General features: G+C 73.7%; 14 protein-coding genes. 6 read left to right on the top strand and 8 right to left on the bottom strand.

Annotation, left to right across the window (positions count from 1 at the left end):
* Positions 1-58 precede the first annotated feature (58 nt).
* The gene (locus Sfr03f_RS05780; RefSeq protein ID WP_108952593.1) at positions 59-2,476 is read right to left on the bottom strand and encodes a SpoIIE family protein phosphatase; all 2,418 of its coding nucleotides are present in this window, start codon (positions 2,474-2,476) and stop codon (positions 59-61) included.
* A gap of 165 nt (positions 2,477-2,641) precedes the next feature.
* Positions 2,642-4,078, bottom strand: a complete 1,437-nt coding sequence (locus Sfr03f_RS05775) for a PepSY-associated TM helix domain-containing protein (protein ID WP_108952592.1) — start codon at positions 4,076-4,078, stop codon at positions 2,642-2,644.
* Positions 4,079-4,553: 475 nt separating this feature from the next.
* On the opposite strand from Sfr03f_RS05775, the gene Sfr03f_RS05770 reads away from it, so the two are divergent.
* Positions 4,554-4,784: a hypothetical protein gene (locus Sfr03f_RS05770; RefSeq protein ID WP_159105552.1), complete on the top strand. Its 231-nt coding sequence runs from the start codon at positions 4,554-4,556 to the stop codon at positions 4,782-4,784.
* Positions 4,785-5,085: 301 nt separating this feature from the next.
* Here the strand turns inward: Sfr03f_RS05770 and Sfr03f_RS05765 are convergent, their stop codons facing one another.
* The 5 genes from Sfr03f_RS05765 to Sfr03f_RS05745 all read right to left on the bottom strand — a co-directional run bounded on the left by Sfr03f_RS05765 (position 5,086) and on the right by Sfr03f_RS05745 (position 10,701).
* On the bottom strand, positions 5,086-5,778 hold the full coding sequence (locus Sfr03f_RS05765) for an ABC transporter ATP-binding protein (protein WP_108952590.1): 693 nt from the start codon (positions 5,776-5,778) through the stop codon (positions 5,086-5,088).
* The gene (locus tag Sfr03f_RS05760) at positions 5,768-6,682 is read right to left on the bottom strand and encodes an ABC transporter ATP-binding protein (protein ID WP_245967499.1); all 915 of its coding nucleotides are present in this window, start codon (positions 6,680-6,682) and stop codon (positions 5,768-5,770) included. Before Sfr03f_RS05760 ends, Sfr03f_RS05765 begins: the two co-directional genes overlap by 11 nt.
* 554 nt (positions 6,683-7,236) lie before the next feature.
* Positions 7,237-8,130 (bottom strand): ABC transporter permease, encoded by an 894-nt coding sequence (locus tag Sfr03f_RS05755; RefSeq protein ID WP_108952589.1) that lies wholly within the window; start codon positions 8,128-8,130, stop codon positions 7,237-7,239.
* Positions 8,120-9,112, bottom strand: a complete 993-nt coding sequence (locus Sfr03f_RS05750) for an ABC transporter permease (RefSeq protein ID WP_108952588.1) — start codon at positions 9,110-9,112, stop codon at positions 8,120-8,122. The genes Sfr03f_RS05755 and Sfr03f_RS05750 overlap by 11 nt, the downstream gene beginning before the upstream one ends.
* On the bottom strand, positions 9,109-10,701 hold the full coding sequence (locus Sfr03f_RS05745) for an ABC transporter substrate-binding protein (RefSeq protein ID WP_108952587.1): 1,593 nt from the start codon (positions 10,699-10,701) through the stop codon (positions 9,109-9,111). Before Sfr03f_RS05745 ends, Sfr03f_RS05750 begins: the two co-directional genes overlap by 4 nt.
* 219 nt (positions 10,702-10,920) lie before the next feature.
* Here Sfr03f_RS05745 and Sfr03f_RS05740 point away from each other — a divergent pair, with 219 nt between their 5' ends.
* Complete coding sequence (locus Sfr03f_RS05740) at positions 10,921-12,747, top strand: glycoside hydrolase family 15 protein (protein ID WP_108952586.1); 1,827 nt, start codon at positions 10,921-10,923, stop codon at positions 12,745-12,747.
* A 63-nt stretch (positions 12,748-12,810) separates the two neighbouring features.
* On the opposite strand, the gene Sfr03f_RS05735 is transcribed toward Sfr03f_RS05740, so the two are convergent.
* Complete coding sequence (locus Sfr03f_RS05735; RefSeq protein WP_108952585.1) at positions 12,811-14,304, bottom strand: non-reducing end alpha-L-arabinofuranosidase family hydrolase; 1,494 nt, start codon at positions 14,302-14,304, stop codon at positions 12,811-12,813.
* Between the two features lie 393 nt (positions 14,305-14,697).
* Here Sfr03f_RS05735 and Sfr03f_RS05730 point away from each other — a divergent pair, with 393 nt between their 5' ends.
* From Sfr03f_RS05730 to mmsB, 4 genes are all read left to right on the top strand, one after another.
* On the top strand, positions 14,698-15,183 hold the full coding sequence (locus Sfr03f_RS05730; protein WP_108952584.1) for a DUF2975 domain-containing protein: 486 nt from the start codon (positions 14,698-14,700) through the stop codon (positions 15,181-15,183).
* Positions 15,184-15,399: 216 nt separating this feature from the next.
* Entirely contained in the window at positions 15,400-16,503 is a 1,104-nt protein-coding gene (chvE, locus tag Sfr03f_RS05725; RefSeq protein WP_108952583.1) for a multiple monosaccharide ABC transporter substrate-binding protein, read from the top strand.
* A gap of 27 nt (positions 16,504-16,530) precedes the next feature.
* Complete coding sequence (gene mmsA, locus Sfr03f_RS05720; RefSeq protein WP_108952582.1) at positions 16,531-18,129, top strand: multiple monosaccharide ABC transporter ATP-binding protein; 1,599 nt, start codon at positions 16,531-16,533, stop codon at positions 18,127-18,129.
* Complete coding sequence (mmsB, locus tag Sfr03f_RS05715) at positions 18,126-19,310, top strand: multiple monosaccharide ABC transporter permease (protein WP_108952581.1); 1,185 nt, start codon at positions 18,126-18,128, stop codon at positions 19,308-19,310. Before mmsA ends, mmsB begins: the two co-directional genes overlap by 4 nt.
* Positions 19,311-19,409 lie beyond the last annotated feature (99 nt).

Raw genomic sequence — 19,409 nt, 5'->3', positions numbered from 1 at the left:
GCGCCGTGCGCCGTCCGGGCGCGCCGGACGGCCGCCGCCCCCGCCGGCCGGCGGTCCGTCAGGGAGGCGGCGCCTCGGGCGGAGCGAGCGTCTGCTCGGTCCAGATGGTCTTGCCCTCGGGCGTGTAGCGGCTGCCCCACCGGTCGGTCATCTGGGCGACGAGGAAGAGGCCGCGGCCGCCCTCGTCGGACAGGCGCGCCCGGCGCAGGTGGGGCTGCGACTGGCTGGGGTCCGACACCTCGCAGATCAGGCGTTCGTCCTTGACCAGGCGCACGCCGATCGGCCCGCCCGCGTACCGGATCGCGTTGGTGACCAGCTCGCTGACGATCAGTTCGGTGGTGAAGGAGGCCTCCTCCAGCCCCCACCGGGCCAGCTGGGACGTGACGAGACCGCGGACGCGGACGACCTGGTCGGGGTCGGCGGGCAGCTTCCAGCAGGCGAAGTCCTCCTCCGGCAGCCGGTCGACCCTGGCCAGCAGGAGGGTCAGGTCCTCGGCGCGGGGCCGGGCGCGCAGCTGGTGCAGGAGCCGGCCGGTGACGTCCTCCAGGGGCTCGTCGTCGGCGGCGGCGGCGCGGGCGCTTTCCGCGACGAGGCGCAGGTCCCCGGCGTCGTCGGAGGGAGCGGCGTCCGACGGGCCGCTGTGGAAGGCGAGGACGTCGCCGGGCTCCAGGCTCAGCTGCGCCGCCTCGAACGGCTGGTGGTCGCCGCTCCCGAGCGGCGGGCCGGGCCTGACGTCGACGCGGGTGACGCCGCCGGTGCTCCGCCGGGCGAGCAGCGGCGCCGGATGGCCGGCGGTGGCCATGCGGCACAGGCCGGTGACGGGGTCGTAGGAGGCGTACAGGCAGGTCGCGGCGCTCAGCGAGCCGGAGAAGGAGGCGGGCCGGTGCACCTCGTCCCCGCCCATGCGGGTCACGAGGTCGTTGAGGTGCCCGAGGAGTTCGTCGGGCGGCAGGTCCACGTCCGCCAGGGTCTGCACCGCCGAGCGCAGCCGGCCCATGGCGCCGGCGGCGTGCACTCCGTGTCCGGCGACCCGGCCGACCACGAACGCCGTCCGGGCGCCGGACAGCCGGATCACGTCGAACCAGCTCCCGCCGCTGCCCTCCGCGCTGCCGGCCGGCACGAGGACCCCCGAGCTCCGGGCGGCCGTGGTCCGGCTCACCGGCGGGGGCAGCAGGCTCCGCTGGAGTTCCTCGACCGTACGGCGTTCGCGGGTGTAGCGGCGGGCGCTGTCCAGGCTCAGCGCCGTCCGTGACGCGATGGCGTCGACCTGCGGGACGTCGCCGTCGCCGTAGGGCGTGCGGCCCTCCCGGCGCCACGCGCTGAGGACTCCCAGCACGTGGCCGCGGGCGAACAGCGGGACGAAGAGGGCCGAGGCGGCTTCGGCCGGGAAGAGCAGCCGCACCCGTTCGGGGTCGGAGTCGAGCCGCCGTCGCAGCAAGGCCAGGTCGGGCACGACCGCCGTGCCTCCGCCTCCGATCGCCTCGGACTCCACGTCCCTCGCCCGCACCCGGTCCCCCAGCTGGTGGATGTCGGAGGGCCAGCTGCCGTCCTCGGAGGCGACCGCGACCCGGTGCAGCGGTGTGCCGGGGACGAAGGTGCCGGCGTCCCCGCCGTGGCGGACCGGGTCCGTCAGGTCCACGCAGGCGAGGTCCGCGAAGCCCTCCTCCACCAGGAGCCGCACGACCTCCTGCGCGGCGCCGGTCACGTCCAGCGACCTGCCCAGCCGGCGGGCCGAGGCGTGCAGGAGGGTGAGCTCCCGCTGGTCGGCGTTCCGCCCGGTGACGTCGACGAGCAGCGCGGCGGCCCCGTGGGTACCGTCGCGGTGGTCCTCCAGGGGGAACGCCGACACCGCGACGATCCGTTCCCTCCCGGGCAGGCCGCGCCCCCGGGCCGGGACCGTCGGGTCGGCGAAGGGCTCACCCGTCTCCCGCACCCGTCGCAGGCAGGCGTCCAGTCGCGCGGCGTCGTCGGCCTCCAGGACGTCCTCGAGCCGCCCTTCCCACGGATCTCCGCCGAGGGGTTGGTCCAGTCCGAAGAAGGCGGGGCTGAGGAGCACCCGGCCTCCCGGACCGGGTGCGTCGACGACCAGCCCCGCCGCTTCCTGCGCGAACACACCCCGCAGTACCGCGTGGGTCCGCGCTCCGCGCGGTCCGGCGGCGGTGAGGAGCACCAGTCGCCCGGAAGGGCCTCCGGGCGGCAGCGGCACGACCTCGGCGTCCGCCTCGACCGGCGTGCCGTCCCGGTGCCGCAGGACGAGGGAGCGCTGCCGGTCCCCCGGCCCGTCCGGTCCGTCGCCCGGGGACGGCTCGACGGCGCAGACCTCGCTCCACGGTCGCCCCTCGATCTCCCCGGCGCCGAGGCCGAGGAGGTCCGTCACGGCCCCGCCGCACCGCCGCACGGTGCCGTGCTCGTCGAGGAGGAACACCACCGGCCGGCCGGCCGGGGACGCCTCCTCACTCCGCGAACTCGTACTCACCCGCCTGCAGCCTCACTCGATGCCGGGGAACGCTCCCCCACCATTGGAGTGACCGCCGCCCCCGATGGCCATTCGCCATGCCGGGCATTCGGGGAACGGCTGCCGAACAGTCCAACGGGAGCGCGGGGCCGACGGGCCCCGCGCTCCCCTCAGGCGTCAGGCGCGTCAGGCGCGTCGTCCGCGGAACGCGCCCACCGCGAGGTCCACGGCGAGGAACGCGGCCAGGGTGACGCCGAGCAGGGGCAGTGCCCAGCCGACGGCCGCCACGGCCGGCGCCCCGACGAGGAGCACCGGCAGCGGCAGGCTCCGCCAGGCGCCCCGGGCCGGCGGCCTCCCGAAGGCCGCCCGGCCGTCGTCACGGGTGGGCCGCCGCTGCCACCACATGCGGTAGCCCCAGAACATCACGCACATCAGGCCGACGGCGACCGCCGCGAGCACCTTCTGGTTGACGATGCCGAAGAGCACGCCCATGTGCGCCTGGACCCCGAGTTTGCTCAGCTTCGCGGCGAGCGGGTGATCGGCCCAGCGGGTGCGGTCGGTCACCTCGCCCGCGGCGGCGTCCACGGCGACGCTGTCGTAGCGCACCGGCCAGACGTCGTCGCTCTGGGCCACCGTCCAGGCCGTGCCCTCGCCCGCCGGCGGGGTCACCACCACGGTGCCGTCGAGACCCGCGTCCCGGGCCGTGCGCAACGCGGCGCCGAAGTCCGCCGGGCCGGCCGTGGCGGCGCCGCCGCTGCCCCCGCCGTGGCCGGCGTGCCCGCCGCCGCCCCGGTCCGGCTCCGCGCCGGGCAGGCGGGTGTCGAGCACCGGTGCCTGTCCCCGGACGGCGTCGACCGCCTGGTCGAACCGGGTGCCCGCGTACTGCGACCAGGTCAGGCCGGTGGCGCTGAGGAAGAACAGGCCGAGCGCCAGCCAGACACCGGTCGCGGCGTGCAGGCTCCGCGTCCGGCGGACGCCGGTAACCCTGCGGTCGGGGAGCAGGACGCCGCGTGCCGTGGCGGCACGCCGTCCCCGGCTCCTGCCGATCCACAGCACCAGGCCTCCGGCCGCCACGACCCACAGCCAGCTGGCGGCGAGTTCCGAGTAGAGCGTGCCCCGCTCCCCGAGGTGGAGACTGCGGTGGAAGTCGTCGAGCCAGGTGGTGAGCGGGGTGGCGCCCCACCAGGTGGTCAGCTCGCCCCGCACGCCCGCCGTGTAGGGGTCGACGAACACGGTGTGCTGCTTGTCCCCCAGCTCCGGCAGCGAGAAGACGACGCGGGTGGTGTCCTCGGGGCCCGGCGGGGTGACCACCGACGCGAGGGCGCCCTCGGGGTGGGCGGCCCTGGCCGCCTCGATCTGCTCGGCCAGGGGCCGCGGGGTGCCGGCGACCCGCTCGACGGTGAGGAGGTCGCCGTGCAGCAGCTGGTCGAACTGGGGGGTGAAGGCGTAGAGCAGGCCGGTCAGGGCGGCGACGAACAGGAACGGCGCGACGAACACGCCGGCGTAGAAATGCAGGCGCACGAGCAGGGCGCGTAAGCCGTGGCGGGAGCGGGGCGGGCGGCCCTCGTCGGGGGTGCCCGCCGGGGCCGGCTGCGCGGCCGGGCCGGTTTCGGTCGTGGTCATGGGTGATCCCTCGTCCGGCGCGCCGGGTCACGGCGCGCTGCGAAAGGTGGACAGGACGACGTCCCGTCCGGACCCGGTCCGGACGGGTGTGTTCCGGCCGTGCCCGCGCGGTGCGGGCGGCCGGGATCACCACGGGAGGCCCGCGCCTGCCGCGGGCCCGGGCCAGGCGGGCGCCGAAGGACAGAGGCGGCGGACCGGCGGGCGCCGGCACCCGGACGGCCCCGGGACACGGCGTGCCCGCCGGCGGCGGAGGGCGCAGCGCCGGGGCCAGCAGCCGTGCCAGGCGCCGCAGCATCCCCTCCCCGCGCAGCAGGACCACGACGGCACCCAGGGTGGCGAGCGCGTGGGCCGCCCCCATCGCGGTCACGGCGTCCGGCGCGGAGTGCGCGTGGACCGTGCCGGGCGTCCGGTGCGGCACGCCCCCGGCACCGGGCGGATGGTGGGGGGAGGGCCGGGCCGACGCGTGGAGGGCCAGGTGCAGCAGCAGCTGCTGCGCCGCCGCCCCGAGGACCGCGGCCCGGAACGCGTGCCGTCGGGCGCGGGCCGCGACCAGGGTGTCGATCGCCGTCAGCACGGCGAGCGCGACGGCCACGGCTCCCGCGCCCGGGAGTCCTCCCCCGGCGGCCGTGTGCCCGGCCGCGCCGAACAGGAGGGAGGCGCCGGCCCGGAGCAGTGCCGTGGCGACCCGCCGGTACCGGGCCGGTAACCGGGTTCCGCCGCCCGGAGCTCCGGGACTCACCGGGGCGGGCGGGTACCGGGCCGGTAACCGGGTTCCGCCGCCCGGAGCTGCGGGACTCACCGGGGCGGGCGGTGGGCCGGACGCCCGCCACGAGCGGGCAGCGGTGCGCAGCCACCGTGCTGCGGTGCTGTCTCGGGCGGCATCCGGGCCTCCGGAGTGCGGGGCGCCTGCGGGCGGCGGCACGTCGGGGGCATCAGTATCGGCCCCGGCGCCCGTCGGCGCCGAGGCCATATCCGGCCGGAGTGGCTGCCGGGACGGCTGAGCCGGTTCAGGGCCGGGGCCGCGCGTCCCCGGCGGCCGGCGGGGCGCCGAGGGCGGACCAGGGGACGAGGCGGTCGCACCAGCGGGCCAGGAGGACCGGGTCGTGGCCGACGGCGAGGAGGGTGGCGCCGGTCGCGCGGCGGTAGGTCTCCACGACGGAGACCAGCGCGGCCGTCGTGGACGCGTCGAGCATGGCGGTCATCTCGTCGCAGATCAGCAGGCGAGGGCGGAGGACGAGGGCCCGGGCGAGGCAGGCGCGCTGGAGCTGGCCGTCGCTGACCTCGTGCGGGCGGCGCGGCAGGAGGTCGGGAGTGAGCCCGACCAGCGGGGCGAGGTCCCGCACGCGGACGGGGACCTCGTCGCGGCGGCCGGTGGCGCGCAGGGGCTCGGCGATCAGGTCGGCGAGGGTCAGGCGGGGGTCGGCGGCGAGGCGCGGCTGCTGCAGGACGACGCCGACGGCGGTGCGCAGGGCGCGGGGCGCCCGGTGGCGCCAGCCGGTGACGGGGACGCCGTCGAAGGACACGGTGCCGGAGTAGGGGCGGTGCAGGAGGGCGGCGACGCGGGCCAGGGTGGACTTGCCGCAGCCGCTGGGGCCGAGCAGGCCGACCGCCTCGCCGGAGGCGAGCGTGAGCGAGGCGTCCCGGACCACGGGGGCCGAGCGGTCGTGGCCGGCGGTGACGGACCGGATCTCAAGCCGCATGGACGTCCTCACGGGGGTGGTGGCAGGCGACGCCCGACAGCGTGGTGGGGGTGACGGCGCAGGCCCGGTCGGCAAAGGCGCACCGTGGAGCGAAGGCGCAGCCGGGCGGGAGTGCGTCCAGCGGCGGCGGCAGACCGGGGATGGGTGCGAACGCCCGGTCGGGCAGGGCGTCGAGGAGGCCGCGGCTGTACGGGTGGCGGGGGCCGGGCGTGCCGAAGAACGCGCCGGCGCTGGTGAGTTCGACGACGCGGCCGGCGTACATGACGGCCACCCGGTCGGCGATGCGCTCGGCGGCGGCGAGGTCGTGCGTGATCATCAGCAGGGCCCGGCCCGCGCCGTCGTCGACGTGACGGCGCAGCTCGTCCACCGTGTGGTCGACCAGGTCGCGGTCGAGACCGGTGGTCGGCTCGTCGGCGATGAGCAGGGGCGCGTCGCCGGCCAGGGCGAGAGCGGTGGCGGCCCGCTGGGCCAGGCCGCCGGAGAGTTCGTGCGGGTGGCGGTCCAGGTGGCCGGCGGGGAAGGCCGCCCGGGCGGCGACCTGTTCGGCGGCGGTCCGGAGCGCCGCGCGGCCCCGGACGCCGGTGAGTTCGGCGACGGTCTCCTCGAGCTGGGAGCGGATCGTCCGGACCGGGGTGAGGTGGGCGGCGGGGCTCTGCGGGATCAGGCCGGCCAGGCGTCCGCGGACCTGCCGGGCCAGCACGCGTTCGCCGGCGGTGAGCAGGTCCGCTCCGCCGAGACGGGCGTGGCCGGCGGTCTCGGCGTTCGCGGGGAGGAGGCCGAGGAGCGCGGAGGCCAGGACGGACTTGCCGCAACCGCTCTCGCCGACGAGGGCCAGGCACTCGCCGGCCCTGACGTCGAAGGAGACGTCGACGACGGCGCGGACGGCGGCCCGCCCGCGGGGCATGCGGAAGCGGACGTGCAGGTTGCGGACGGAGAGCACGACGGGGACGTCCGCGGCACCGTTGCCCGCGGCGGAAGCGGCACCCGAGGCGGTGGCGCCCACGGCGGCGGCACCCAAGGCGGCGCCCGTCCTGGTGTCGCCCATTGCGGCCGGCCCCGCGGCGGCATCCACGGCGGTGGCACCCGTGGGGGTGGCGTCCACGGCGGTGGCGCCCACGGCAGCGGCACCCACGGCGGTGCCCGTCTTGGTGTCACCCACCGCAGCCGGCCCCGCGGCAGCATCCACGGCGGTGGCACCCGTGGGGGTGGCGTCCGCGGGAGTGGCGTCCACGGCGGCGCCCGCCTTGGTGTCACCCACCGCAGCCGGCCCCGCGGCAGCATCCACGGCGGTGGCACCCGTGGGGGTGGCGTCCGCGGGAGTGGCGTCCACGGCGGCGCCCGCCTTGGTGTCACCCACCGCAGCCGGCCCCGCGGTGGCACCCACGGCGGAGGCGTCCGCGGGAGTGGCGCCCGTGGGGGCGGCGTCCGTGGGGGTGGAGGGCGGGAGGGCGGCGTCGGTCACAGCGTCAGCTCCGATCGGCGGCGGGGGTTGATCCGCTCGCGCCACGCCCCGGCCAGGCCGGCCACGGCGAGGGTGGGGATCACCAGGAACAGGCCGGGGAACAGGGTCGGCCACCACTGTCCGGCCAGCAGCGAGCCCCGGGCGTCCTCGATGAGGTTGCCGAGGCTCGCCATGTGGGTGGGCAGGCCGAGGCCGAGGAAGGACAGTGCCGACTCGTGCCACATGGCGTGCGGCACGGAGAGCACGGCGGCGAGCCCGGCCTGCGGGAGGACGCCGGGCACCAGGTGGCGTACGGCGATCCGCCACCGGGAGGCGCCGCCGGAGATCGCGGCGTCGACGAACGGGCGCGAGCGCAGCGAGAGCACTTCGGCGCGCACGATCCGGGCGGTGGACAGCCAGTGGGTGGCCGCGATCGAGAGCAGCACGGGCAGCACGCCGGGCCGCCACAGGGCGACCACGAACACGCCGAGCAGGAGGTGCGGCACGGACGCGACGGCGTCGACGGCCCGCATCAGGATCCGGTCCGCCCAGCCGCCGAGCGTCGCCGCGAGGGTGCCGACGGCGGTGCCCAGCACCGCGGCGACCAGGGCGGCGCTCACCCCGACGAACAGCGACACCCGCAGCCCGTGGACGCAGCGCAGCAGCAGGTCACGGCCCAGTTCGTCGGTGCCGAACGGGTGGTCGAGGCCGGGCGGCCGGAGCTTCAGATGCAGGTGGACGGCCTGCTGGTCCAGCTGGACCAGGGGCGGGACCACGAGCACGGCGACGACCACCGCGGCGAGGACGCCGGCGGAGGAGCCGACCCGCAGGGTGCGCCAGGAGCGTCGCGCGGGTCCGGCGGGCCGCCAGGCGGGGGCGGTCGGGAGCGCGGTGGGCGCGTCACAGGTCACGGAAGCTCACCCTCGGGTCGGTCAGGCCGGTCAGCAGGTCGGCGAGGAGGTTGCCGAGCAGGACGGCGACGGTGGCGGACGCGGTCAGCGCGGCCAGCAGCTGGAAGTCGACGGAGGTGGCCGCGGAGACGGTGGCGGCGGCGATGCCGGGCCAGCTGAAGACGGTCTCCACCAGCAGCGCCCCGGTGATGAGTTCGGGCACCCGGGTGCCGATCAGGGTGAGGACGGGGAGCAGCCCGGAGCGCAGGGCGTGGCCGAGCAGCACGGTGCGCTCGGTGAGGCCGCGGGCACGGGCGCCGCGCACCGGGTCCTCGGCGAGCGCGTCGGTCACCCCCTGACGCACGTAGAGGACGAACCAGGGCAGCTGGGAGACGGCCAGGACCCCGGCCGGCAGCACGAGATGGCGGGCGACGTCCGCCGGGTCCACCGTCTCGCTGCCGGTGTCGGTGAGTCCGCCGGCCGGCAGCACGCCGAGGCGCAGGGCGAAGAGCCAGACGGCGAGCAGCGCGATCCAGAAGACCGGCGCCGCCGAGAGCACGTAGGCGGCCGAGGTCACGGCCCGGTCGGTGAGCGACCCGGGGCGGCGCGCGGCGAGCACGCCGAGCGCGGTGCCCAGGAGGACGGCGGCGGCGAAGGCGGTGGCGCAGAGCAGGGCGGACCACACCATGCGTTCGGCGACGACCTGGGCCACCGGCTGGCGGAACACCGTGGAGTCGCCGAGGTCGCCGGAGAGGGCCGCGGTCAGCCACTCCCACCACCGCGCCGCGAACGGCCGGCCGGCGCCGAGGTTCTCGGCCAGCCGGTCCAGGGTCTCCTGGTCGGCGGAGAGACCGGCGGTTCCGGCGTAGGCGCGGACCGGGTCGAAGGGGGAGGCGGCGGCCAGGGCGAACACCGCGAAGGTGACGGTCAGGAGCAGGGGGACGGCGTACAGCAGGCGGCGTCCGGCCAGCCGGGCGGCGTCGCGCGCCGAGGGGGCGGTCACGGCTTCGGCTGCCAGTCCTCGACGTTCCACCACGGTCCGCTGGAGAAGCCGTGCTCGTGGGGTTCGACCTGGGTGGTGAGGTCCTGCCAGCGGTCGGCGAGGACGTAGACGTGGTCGAGGTGGGTGAGGAAGGTGTAGCCGGGGTCCTCGGCGAGTTCGCGCTGCACGGTGTCGTACGCGGCCCTGCGCGCGTCGGTGTCGCGGGTGCGGCGGGCGTCGTCGAGGGCGCGGTCGACGGCGGGGTTGTCGTAGTGGGGCATGTTGTTGAAGCCGTCGCCGGCCAGGGACGAGTGGAGCAGGGTGTACAGGCCGAAGTCGGGGTCGCCGGTGCTGCCGAAGCCCGCGAGGACCGCGTCACGGCCCATCCGGGGTTCGATGACCTCCCAGGTGCCGCTCTGCACCGTCACGTCGACGCCGATCCGCCCGGCGTCGGAGGCGTAGGCGAGGGCGAGGTCCTGGCGGATCCGGTCGCCGGCCGGGTGGTGGAGGGTGAAGGCGGCGCGGACGCCGTCCTTGACGCGCACGCCGTCCCGGCCGGCCTTCCAGCCGGCCCGGTCGAGGACGCGGGCGGCCTCCTCGACGTCGTGGGCGCGTTCGGTGCCCCGGGCGAACCACGGGTCGTCGCTGGGCAGCGGGCCGTAGGCGGGGCGGCCGGCGCCGTCGAGGATCTTGTCGACCATGGTCGCGCGGTCCACCGCGAGGTCGAGGGCCCTGCGTACGGCGGGGTCGCCGGTCACCTCGTGGGCGGTGGGGAGGCTGACGGCGCGGTAGTCGTAGGACCTGGCGCGGTAGGTCCTCGCGTCCGGGTCGTCCCTGAAGGTCGCCGCCAGGTCGGGCGGCAGGACGGCGCCGTCCAGGTCCCCGGAACGCAGGCGGGTGGCGCGGACGTCGTCGTCGGTGACGATCGCCATGGTGAGCGTCCGCACCGCGGGCTTCGGGCCCCGGTAGCGGGGGTTGGCCTTGAGGACGGCCTTCTCCCCCTTGCGCCAGTCGGCGAGGACGTACGGACCGGTGCCGACGGGCCGGGTGTTGAAGGGGCCGGTGTTGGGGTCCTGTCCGCCGGCCACGTGCTCGGGGACGATCGGCAGCACGGTGCGCGCGGCGAAGGCCGCGTACGGGTACTTGAGGGTGAAGACCACCTTGTCCTCGGCGGCCGCGCGGACCGTGTCGACGGCCGCGAGTTCGCTGCGGTGGGGGTTGTTGGTCTTCGCGTCGAGGATCGTCTCGTAGGTGAAGACGACGTCCTCGGCGGTGAGCGGTTCGCCGTCGCTGAAGGTGACGCCGTCCCGCAGCGTGTAGGTGTAGGTGCGGCCGTCGGCGCCGACCTCGGGGAGTTCCTCGGCGAGGGCGGGCCTCAGCCGGAGGTAGGCGTCGTGTGCGAGCAGGCCGTCGAAGATCTTGGAGTTGCCGTCCTTGCCGTAGCCCAGGAGCGGGCTGAAGGTGTCCGGCTCCCAGGGCACGCCGATCACCACCGAGTCCGCGGCGCCCCGCGCCCCGGTCGCCGCGTCACCGCCCGGCGCCGAGCAGGCGCTCGCCGCCACGCCCATCGCCGCCGCCCCCGCGAGGGTCCGTATCCGTCGACCAGTCATCAGTTCTCCGCCCGTGCCACGCCGGTCAGCTTTGCGATAAACATGCTATTGCATACGACTTGCAATAAGGCGGCCGGGGGCGAGGTGCCGCGGAGACGGACCCGTCACCCGCACGCAGCAGCGCCCCACGTGACCGCCTAGCGCCCGCCCACCCCCTCTGCGAGCGTGGGCCCGAGGGTGCTGGACCACGCCCACGGCCGCGGGGAGGAACGAGACCTCATGTACGACCCCGACCCACCGTTCCGGCCGATCCGCCGACGCGGCGGCTACCCGCCGCTGGAGGACCTCGGGCTGATCGGCGACGGCACGACCTCGGCCCTGGTGGGACTCGACGGGTCGATCTCCTGGATGTGCCTGCCCCGGTTCGACTCGACGCCGTTGTTCTGCGGCCTCCTGGACCACGAACGGGGTGGGCACTTCACCGTCCGGCCCGACGACCTCGTCGAGGCCCGGCAGTGGTACGTGGAGGACACCGGGGTGCTCGTCACCGAACTGCGCACCCTGGAGGGCCTCGTCCGGCTCACCGACGCCCTGACGCTGCGGCAGGGCGCGGACCTCGACGACGACGCCCCGGGCGGGCGTGCCGAACTCGTGCGCTCCGCGCGGGTCCTGTCCGGCCGGGTCCGGCTGCGGGCGGACCTGGAACCGCGGGGCGGGGCGCAGGCGCGCGCCCTGTTCAGCGGGGTGGAACTGCGGCCGTACCGGCAACCCGGGCTGAGGCTCCACCTGCGCTGCAACCTCCCCCTGGAGGGCCCGCGCAACAGCTACGACCTGCGGGAGGGCGACCGCCTCGACCTGGTCCTGTCCTGGGGCCGCTTCCACCGTCACCACCGCTTCGACGCGGACGCCATGCTCTCCGCGACCGGTGACGCGTGGCGCCGCTGGATGACCCACTGCGTGTACGAAGGGCCCGGGGAGCCGCTGGTGCGGCGGTCCGCGATCACCTTGAAGATGTGCGACGACTGGTCCAACGGCTCGCTGGTCGCAGCACCCACCTCCTCGCTGCCGGCTCCCGTCGGCGGCATCCGGAACTGGGACTACCGCTACGCCTGGATCCGGGACGCGGCCTTCGCCGTCTTCGCGCTGCGGCGCATCGGCTTCCGGGGCGAGGCCGACGCGTTCCTCGGGTGGGTGCTCGACGCCTTCGAGCAGAGCGGGCGGCCCCGCATCATGTACACCCTCGACGGACTGCCCGTCCGGGAGGAGTCGGTGGACCCCGAACTCGAGGGGTACCGGGGCTCGGCCCCCGTGCGCTGGGGGAACTCCGCGACCGACCAGCGTCAGCACGACGTCTACGGCGAGATCCTCGACTGCGCCGACCAGTGGCTGCTGGCCGGCGGGGAGATCCAGCCGGCCCTCTGGTCCAGCCTCGCCCGCCTGGCGGACCAGGCGGCCACCGCCTGGCACCAGCCCGACCAGGGCATCTGGGAGGTGCGCAACGACGGCGGCGTCTTCACCTACTCGGCGGGACTGTGCCATGTGGCGCTGGACCGGGCGGTGCGGATCGCCGAGCGGCACGGACTGCCCGGACGCGTCGACGTGTGGCGGGCCGCGGCCGACGAGCTGCGGCGGCGGATCCTCGAGGACTCCTGGGACGAGGGGGCGCGCACCCTCAGCGTGGCGCTGTCCGGCGGGGGCGCCCTGGACGCCGGCCTGCTGGCCCTGCCGCTGCGCGGGGTCGTCCCGGTGGACCATCCGCGGATGGTCGCGACGGCGACCGCGGTGGCGACGCGCCTGTCGGCGGGCGGCGGACTCCTGTACCGCTACCTGCACGACGAGTGTCCCGACGGTCTCGCCGGCGACGAGGGCGCGTTCGTGCTGTGCAGCTTCTGGCTGGTCGACAACCTGGCCGGCCAGGGCCGGCTGGAGGAGGCCGAGGAGCTGTACGCCTCCCTGTGCGCCCGGGCCGGCGCGACGGGACTCCTCTCGGAGCAGATCCACCCGTCCACCGGCGAGTTCATGGGCAACTTCCCGCAGGCCTTCAGCCACATCGGGATCATCGCCAGCGGGGTGAACCTCGGCCGCGCGCGGGCCCACGCCCGGTGAACGGCCGGGACCCCGGGCCCTTCCGCACGAGGACGGAAGGGTCCGGGGCGTGGACCGGGCCGGTCAGCGCTGCAGGGTGAGCACGCCCGGCCGCCAGGGCAGCTGGTTGTAGTCACCGCCCGCGGTGGGCGACTTGCCCTGGTAGAGGAGCTGGAGGTTGCAGGGGTCGATGGTCATGGTCTGGTCGGGGTTGCTGCGGACCAGGTCACCGTGGCTGATGTCGTTGGTCCAGGTGGCGCCGCTGTTGGCCTTGCCCGCGAAGGGGTTGCTCTCGCTGGCGGCCTGCGGGGTCCACGAGCCGCTCAGGCTGGAGGACGTGAAGGAGCGGAAGTAGCGGCCGTTGGCGCCCATCGCCTCGACGATCATGAGGTACTGGTTCTGGCCCTGCACCTTGTACACCTGGACGGCCTCGAACAGATTGGCCTTGGTGTCGCTCATGATGGTCGTGTACGACGAGCCGAAGTTGCCGGGGAAGTTCCCGATCGGCATGCTCGCCCGGTAGATCTTGCCGTTGTCACCGGCGAAGAACAGGTACATGTTCTGGTCGTCGGCGATCAGCGTCTGGTCGATCGGGCCGGTGTCGGAGCCGGAGATGCTGCCGGTGAACAGCGGCTGCGGCGCGGACCAGCCGTTGGGGTTCGTGGGGTCGCTCGAGGTGCGGTAGATGAACGGCCACTGGCCCCACTGGTAGGCCAGCACCCAGATGTTCTTCGGCGCGAAGTAGAAGAGCGTCGGCGCGACCGCGGCCTGGTTCATCCCGTTCTGGCCGGCCGACGCCATGTCGGACCAGTTGGTGAAGGGGCTGAACGCCATCGAGCCGTACGAGGACCCCGCCACGTTCGACCCGTAGACCAGGTACTTGCCGTTGTGCTTCACGGCGGTGAAGTCCTTCAGCGACACCCATCCGTTCTTCGGCTGCGCCAGGACGCCCGAGGAGCTCCACCGGTAGGTCGAGGGGAGCGAGCACGTGCCGTCCGGCGGCGTGGTGGTGCCGCCCACCTTGACCAGCTGCCACTGCTGGTGGCCCGCTCCGGTGTCGGTGGACTGGACGATGTTCGTGCCGTCGGCGGTGGAGCCGTTCTGCGGGCCGATCGCCTTGCCGCTGTTGCGGTTGATCAGCCGCACGTACCCGTCGGAGGAGTCGGCGAGGCGGAACTGCTGGTTGGCGCCGTTGAGATCGGGCCACTGGACGACCTGGCCGTTGTCGGCGGTGGACCAGTTGTACACGTCCAGCACCTTGCCCGAGAGCTTCGACCTCAGCCGGTAGTAGCCGTTGCCGGAGTCGACGAACTGCCACTGCTGCTGCGCCTGGTCGTTGCGGGCCCACTGCACGATGCGGGCGCCGTCGTTGGTGGCCAGGTTGTACACGTCCATCGCCTTGCCGCTGGCGCGGTTGACGAGGACGTACGTGGCGCCGGTGTCGACCGTGGCGGCCGAGGCGGGAGTGCTGCCGAGCGCGAGGCACATCCCGGCGAGCAGGGCCGCGACGGCCGCTCCGACCGTCCCTCGCCGCCACCGCCATAACAGGCGCGCGCGCAACGGTTTCTCGGATGCCATGTGTTCCTCCTGGGGTAGCGGCCCCGCCCCGCCGGAGGCGTTCGGCGGAGCCGGTTCGGTGGGGGGATCGCCCCTGTCGGGGACGTGCGGCGGCCACACCGGTAACGGCGCCCGTGGGGGCGCCCGGCGTGGGGTCCGGCGTTCGGCAGCCAGTGTGAGCGCTAACACGGAGCGGTGCAATAGTCCTGCGCCGGGCGGGCCGGAACCGCTTCCAGTGACGCGGGAGTCGGACAACGCGGGACACGACCTTCCCCGAGCTCAGGACCCCTCGACTGTTAGCGCTCACAACCGAGCTCTTCCCCACTGATCGCGCCACGCCCGCCTGGCACGCACCCCTTGCTATGCATATCGAGAATCGATAGATTCCCATCGCGAATCGATGGAGGGACAGGAATGGGAAAGCTGACCGTGGGTGCGCTGCGCGCCGTGCTCGTGGTGGTGCTCGCCGGCACCGTGTTCGTGCAGGCCGGGATGGTGTGGGCGCTGGGCCACGACCCGGAGGAGGGGGCGCTCCCGCTCACCCCGCTGCGCCTGGTCACCATCGTGGGCATGGTGACGGCGCAGGTCGCCGCGGTCTGCGTCTGGCGGCTGGTGACGATGGCGCGACGCGGGACCGTCTTCTCCGACGCGGCCTTCCGGTACGTGGACGGCGTGATCGGGGCCGTGGTGGCCGCGTCGGCCCTGTGGTTCACCGTCACGGCCCTCAACGCGCCCGCGCAGCGGGAGGATCCGGGCGTCACCGTCATCATGGGCGGGATCGGCCTGGCCGTCCTCGGGGTCGCGCTGTTCGCCTACGTACTGCGGACACTGCTCGCCCAGGCCGTCGCCCGCCACGAGGAGGCGTCACGGATGGAGGCCGAGCTGCACGAGGTGATCTAAGCCGGCCGCCCGCTCCTGCGGACCCCCGCTTCCGCGCACGGCGGAGCGGGGGTTTCGCCGTGCTCTGCGCGCCGCTGGAGGAAGATCCGTGAAGGAGCGGACCGAGACCTGTCCGCATGGCGCGGCCGGCAGTACTGTGAGCGCTCACAATTGACGGCGCATCACTGACCGGTCCCTGCGGCTGACCCCACCGACACGAACCAAGGATGGACGCCCATGCGCATGCGCGGAGCCTCACTCGCCACCGCCGCCGCTCTCGCCCTGCTGCTGACCGCCTGCGGGCAGGACAGCGAAGGCGGCAGCGAGGAGAAGAAGGGCGGCGCCGAGGACGCCACCATCGGCATCGCCATGCCGACGAAGTCCTCCGAGCGCTGGATAGCCGACGGCGGCAACGTCGTGAAGAGCCTGAAGGGCTTGGGCTACAAGACCCAGCTGGTCTACGGCGAGGACGACCCGGACACCCAGGTCGCCCAGATCGAGAACATGATCACCCAGGGCGTGTCGGCCCTCGTCGTCGCCGCCATCGACAACAAGTCGCTGGACAACGTGCTGCAGCAGGCCGCCGACGCCGACATCCCGGTGATCGCCTACGACCGTCTGATCCTCAACTCCCCCAACGTCGACTACTACGCCTCCTTCGACAACGAGCGGGTCGGCGAGCTCCAGGGCACCTACATCGTCGAGAAGCTCGGCCTGGCCGACGGCTCGAAGAAGGGCCCGTTCAACATCGAGCTGTTCGCCGGCTCCAACGACGACAACAACACCAAGTACTTCTTCGGCGGCGCGATGAAGGTGCTGCAGCCCTACATCGACAAGAAGCAGCTGAAGGTCCGTTCCGGCCAGACCGAGCTCAACCAGGTCACCACCCTGCGCTGGGACGGCGGCACCGCCCAGAAGCGCATGGACGACCTGCTGACCTCGGCGTACAAGTCCGAGCGGGTGGACGCGGTGCTCTCCCCCTACGACGGCATCTCCATCGGCATCCTCTCGGCCCTGAAGTCCGACGACTACGGCTCGAAGTCCAAGCCGCTGCCGGTGGTGACCGGCCAGGACGCCGAGGTGGCGTCGGTGAAGTCGATCGTGTCGGGCGAGCAGACCCAGACCGTCTTCAAGGACACCCGTGAACTGGCCACGTTCGCCGCGGGGATGGTCGACTCCGTGCTGCGGGGCGAGAAGCCCGAGGTCAACGACGACGAGACCTACGACAACGGCGCCAAGGTGGTGCCCGCCTACCTCCTCGACCCGGTCAGCGTGGACGTCTCGAACTACAAGAAGGTCCTGGTCGACAGCGGCTACTACACCGAGGCCGACCTCAAGTGACGGCGCGGGCAGGAAAGGAGACGGCCCGTGGCGGGACCCGTCCTGGAAATGCGTTCCATCGGCAAGACCTTCCCCGGGGTGACGGCGCTGTCCGACGTCAACCTGACCGTACGGCGGGGTGAGGTCCACGCCATCTGCGGTGAGAACGGCGCCGGCAAGTCGACCTTGATGAAGGTCCTCTCCGGCGTGCACCCGCACGGGAGTTACGAGGGAGAGGTGCTCTTCGAGGGGGAGGCGTGCCGCTTCCGCGACATCAGGGCCAGCGAGCGGCGCGGCGTGGTCATCATCCACCAGGAGCTCGCGCTGGTGCCCTACCTGTCGATCGCGGAGAACATCTTCCTCGGCAACGAGCACGCCCGGCGCGGCTTCGTGGACTGGACCGCGACCCTGCGGCACGCCGCGGACCTGCTGCGCAGGGTGGGCCTGCGGGACCGGCCGCAGACCCGGGTCGCGGACATCGGCGTGGGCAAGCAGCAGCTGGTGGAGATCGCCAAGGCGCTGGCGAAGGAGGTGAGGCTGCTGATCCTCGACGAGCCGACCGCCGCGCTCAACGACGAGGACAGCGGCAAACTGCTCGACCTGGTCCTGGAGCTGAAGAACCAGGGCATCACCTCGGTGATCATCTCGCACAAACTGAACGAGATCCTGCGGGTCGCCGACTCGGTGACGGTCCTGCGGGACGGCCGCACGGTGGAGACGCTGGACGTGCGGGATCCGGCGACCACCGAGGAACGGATCATCGCGGGGATGGTGGGCCGCGACCTGGACCACCGCTTCCCCGAGCGGACCCGGTACGCCGCGCCGGCCGAGGAGGAGGAGCCGGCGCTGGAGATCCGCGACTGGACCGTGCACCACCCCATCGACCAGCACCGCAAGGTGGTCGACGGGGTGTCCCTGCGGGTCCGGCGCGGTGAGATCGTCGGCATCGCCGGGCTGATGGGGGCGGGCCGCACCGAGCTGGCGATGAGCGTCTTCGGCCGCTCCTACGGGCGCCACGCGGGCGGCACGGTCCTCAAGGACGGCCGGGAGATCAGCACCCGCACGGTGCCCGAGTGCGTGGAGCACGGCATCGCCTACGTCACCGAGGACCGCAAGCACTACGGGCTCAACCTCATCGACACGGTCGGCCGGAACGTGTCGCTGACCGCGCTCGGCAAGGTGGCCCGGCACGGCGTGGTCGACGAGCACGAGGAGCGGCGGGTCGCCGAGGGGTTCCGCACCTCGATGAACATCCGGACGCCCACCGTCTTCGAGACGGTGGGGCGGCTGTCCGGCGGCAACCAGCAGAAGGTCGTGCTCAGCAAGTGGATCTTCGCCGGGCCGGACGTCCTGATCCTGGACGAACCGACCCGCGGCATCGACGTGGGCGCGAAGTACGAGATCTACACGGTGATCGACCGGTTGGCGGCCGAGGGCAAGGCGGTGGTGTTCATCTCCTCCGAACTGCCCGAGCTCCTCGGCATGTGCGACCGGATCCACACGATGGCCGCCGGCCGCCTGACCGGTGAGTTCCTCCGCGCGGAGGCCACCCAGGAGGCGCTGATGCGGTGCATGACGGCGGACCGGAGCGGGACCGGCGGCAAGGGAAACGGGCGCACCGGCGCGGGAGAGGCGGACGAACGATGAGCACGGTGGGCTTGGTGCGGTTGGTGCTGGACGGCATGCGCCGCAACATGCGGCAGTACGGCATGCTGTTCGCACTCGGTCTGATCGTGGCGCTGTTCGCGGTGTGGACCGAGGGCGACCTGCTGCTGCCCCGCAACGTCTCCAACCTGGTCCTGCAGAACAGCTACATCCTGGTCCTGGCCGTCGGCATGATGCTGGTGATCATCTCCGGGCACATCGACCTGTCGGTCGGTTCGCTGACCGCCTTCGTGGGGGCCGTCGCCGCCGTCCTGATGGTCGAGAACTCGCTGCCGTGGCCGCTGGCGGTCCTTTTGTGCCTGCTGCTCGGCGCAGCCGCGGGGGCGTTGCAGGGCTTCTTCATCGCCTATGTGGGCATCCCGTCGTTCATCGTCACGCTGGCGGGGATGCTGCTGTTCCGCGGGCTGACGGAGATCTTCCTCAAGGGCCAGACGCTGGGCCCCTTCCCGCGCGGTCTGCAGAACATCGCCAACGGCTTCCTGCCGGAGGTCGGGCCGGAGACGAACTACCACAACCTCACCCTGCTGCTGGGGCTCGGGTTCATAGCCGTAGTGGTGCTGCAGGAGATACGGGACCGGCGCCGCCAGCGCGAGTTCGCCCTGGAGGTGCTGCCCACCCCGGCGTTCGTCCTCAAACTGGTGGCGCTGGCCGCGGCGGTGCTGGTCGCGACGCTGCTCCTGGCCAGTTACAAGGGCGCCCCGGTGGTCCTGCTGATCCTCGGTGTGCTGGTGGCCGGCTTCGGCTACGTGATGCGCAACGCGATCATCGGCCGTCACATCTACGCCATCGGCGGCAACCTTCCGGCGGCGAAGCTGTCGGGCGTGAAGGACCGGAAGGTCACCTTCCTGGTCTTCCTCAACATGGGCATGCTCGCCGCGCTGGCCGGCCTGGTCTTCGCGGCCCGCTTCAACGCGGCCTCGCCCAAGGCCGGGGTGAACTTCGAGCTCGAGGCGATCGCCGCCTCCTTCATCGGCGGCGCGTCGATGAGCGGCGGCGTCGGTACCGTCCTGGGCGCCATCATCGGCGGCCTGGTCCTGGGCGTGCTGAACAACGGCATGAACCTGGTCGGCATCGGCACGGACTGGCAGCAGGTGATCAAGGGCGCGGTGCTGCTGGCGGCGGTCGGCTTCGACGTGTGGAACAAGCGGAGGGTCGGTTCCTGACCTGAGGCGGTCCGGCGTCGTCAGGACGGACGGGCCGGTGGTGCGGCAGGTGGCGAGGGCGGGTCCCGTCGGGGGCCCGCCCTCGTCGCTGACGCCGTC

It is taken from the genome of Streptomyces fragilis (genome assembly GCF_003112515.1).
Taxonomy (GTDB): domain Bacteria; phylum Actinomycetota; class Actinomycetes; order Streptomycetales; family Streptomycetaceae; genus Streptomyces; species Streptomyces fragilis.
This window is presented reverse-complemented; position numbering and strand designations above follow the sequence as displayed.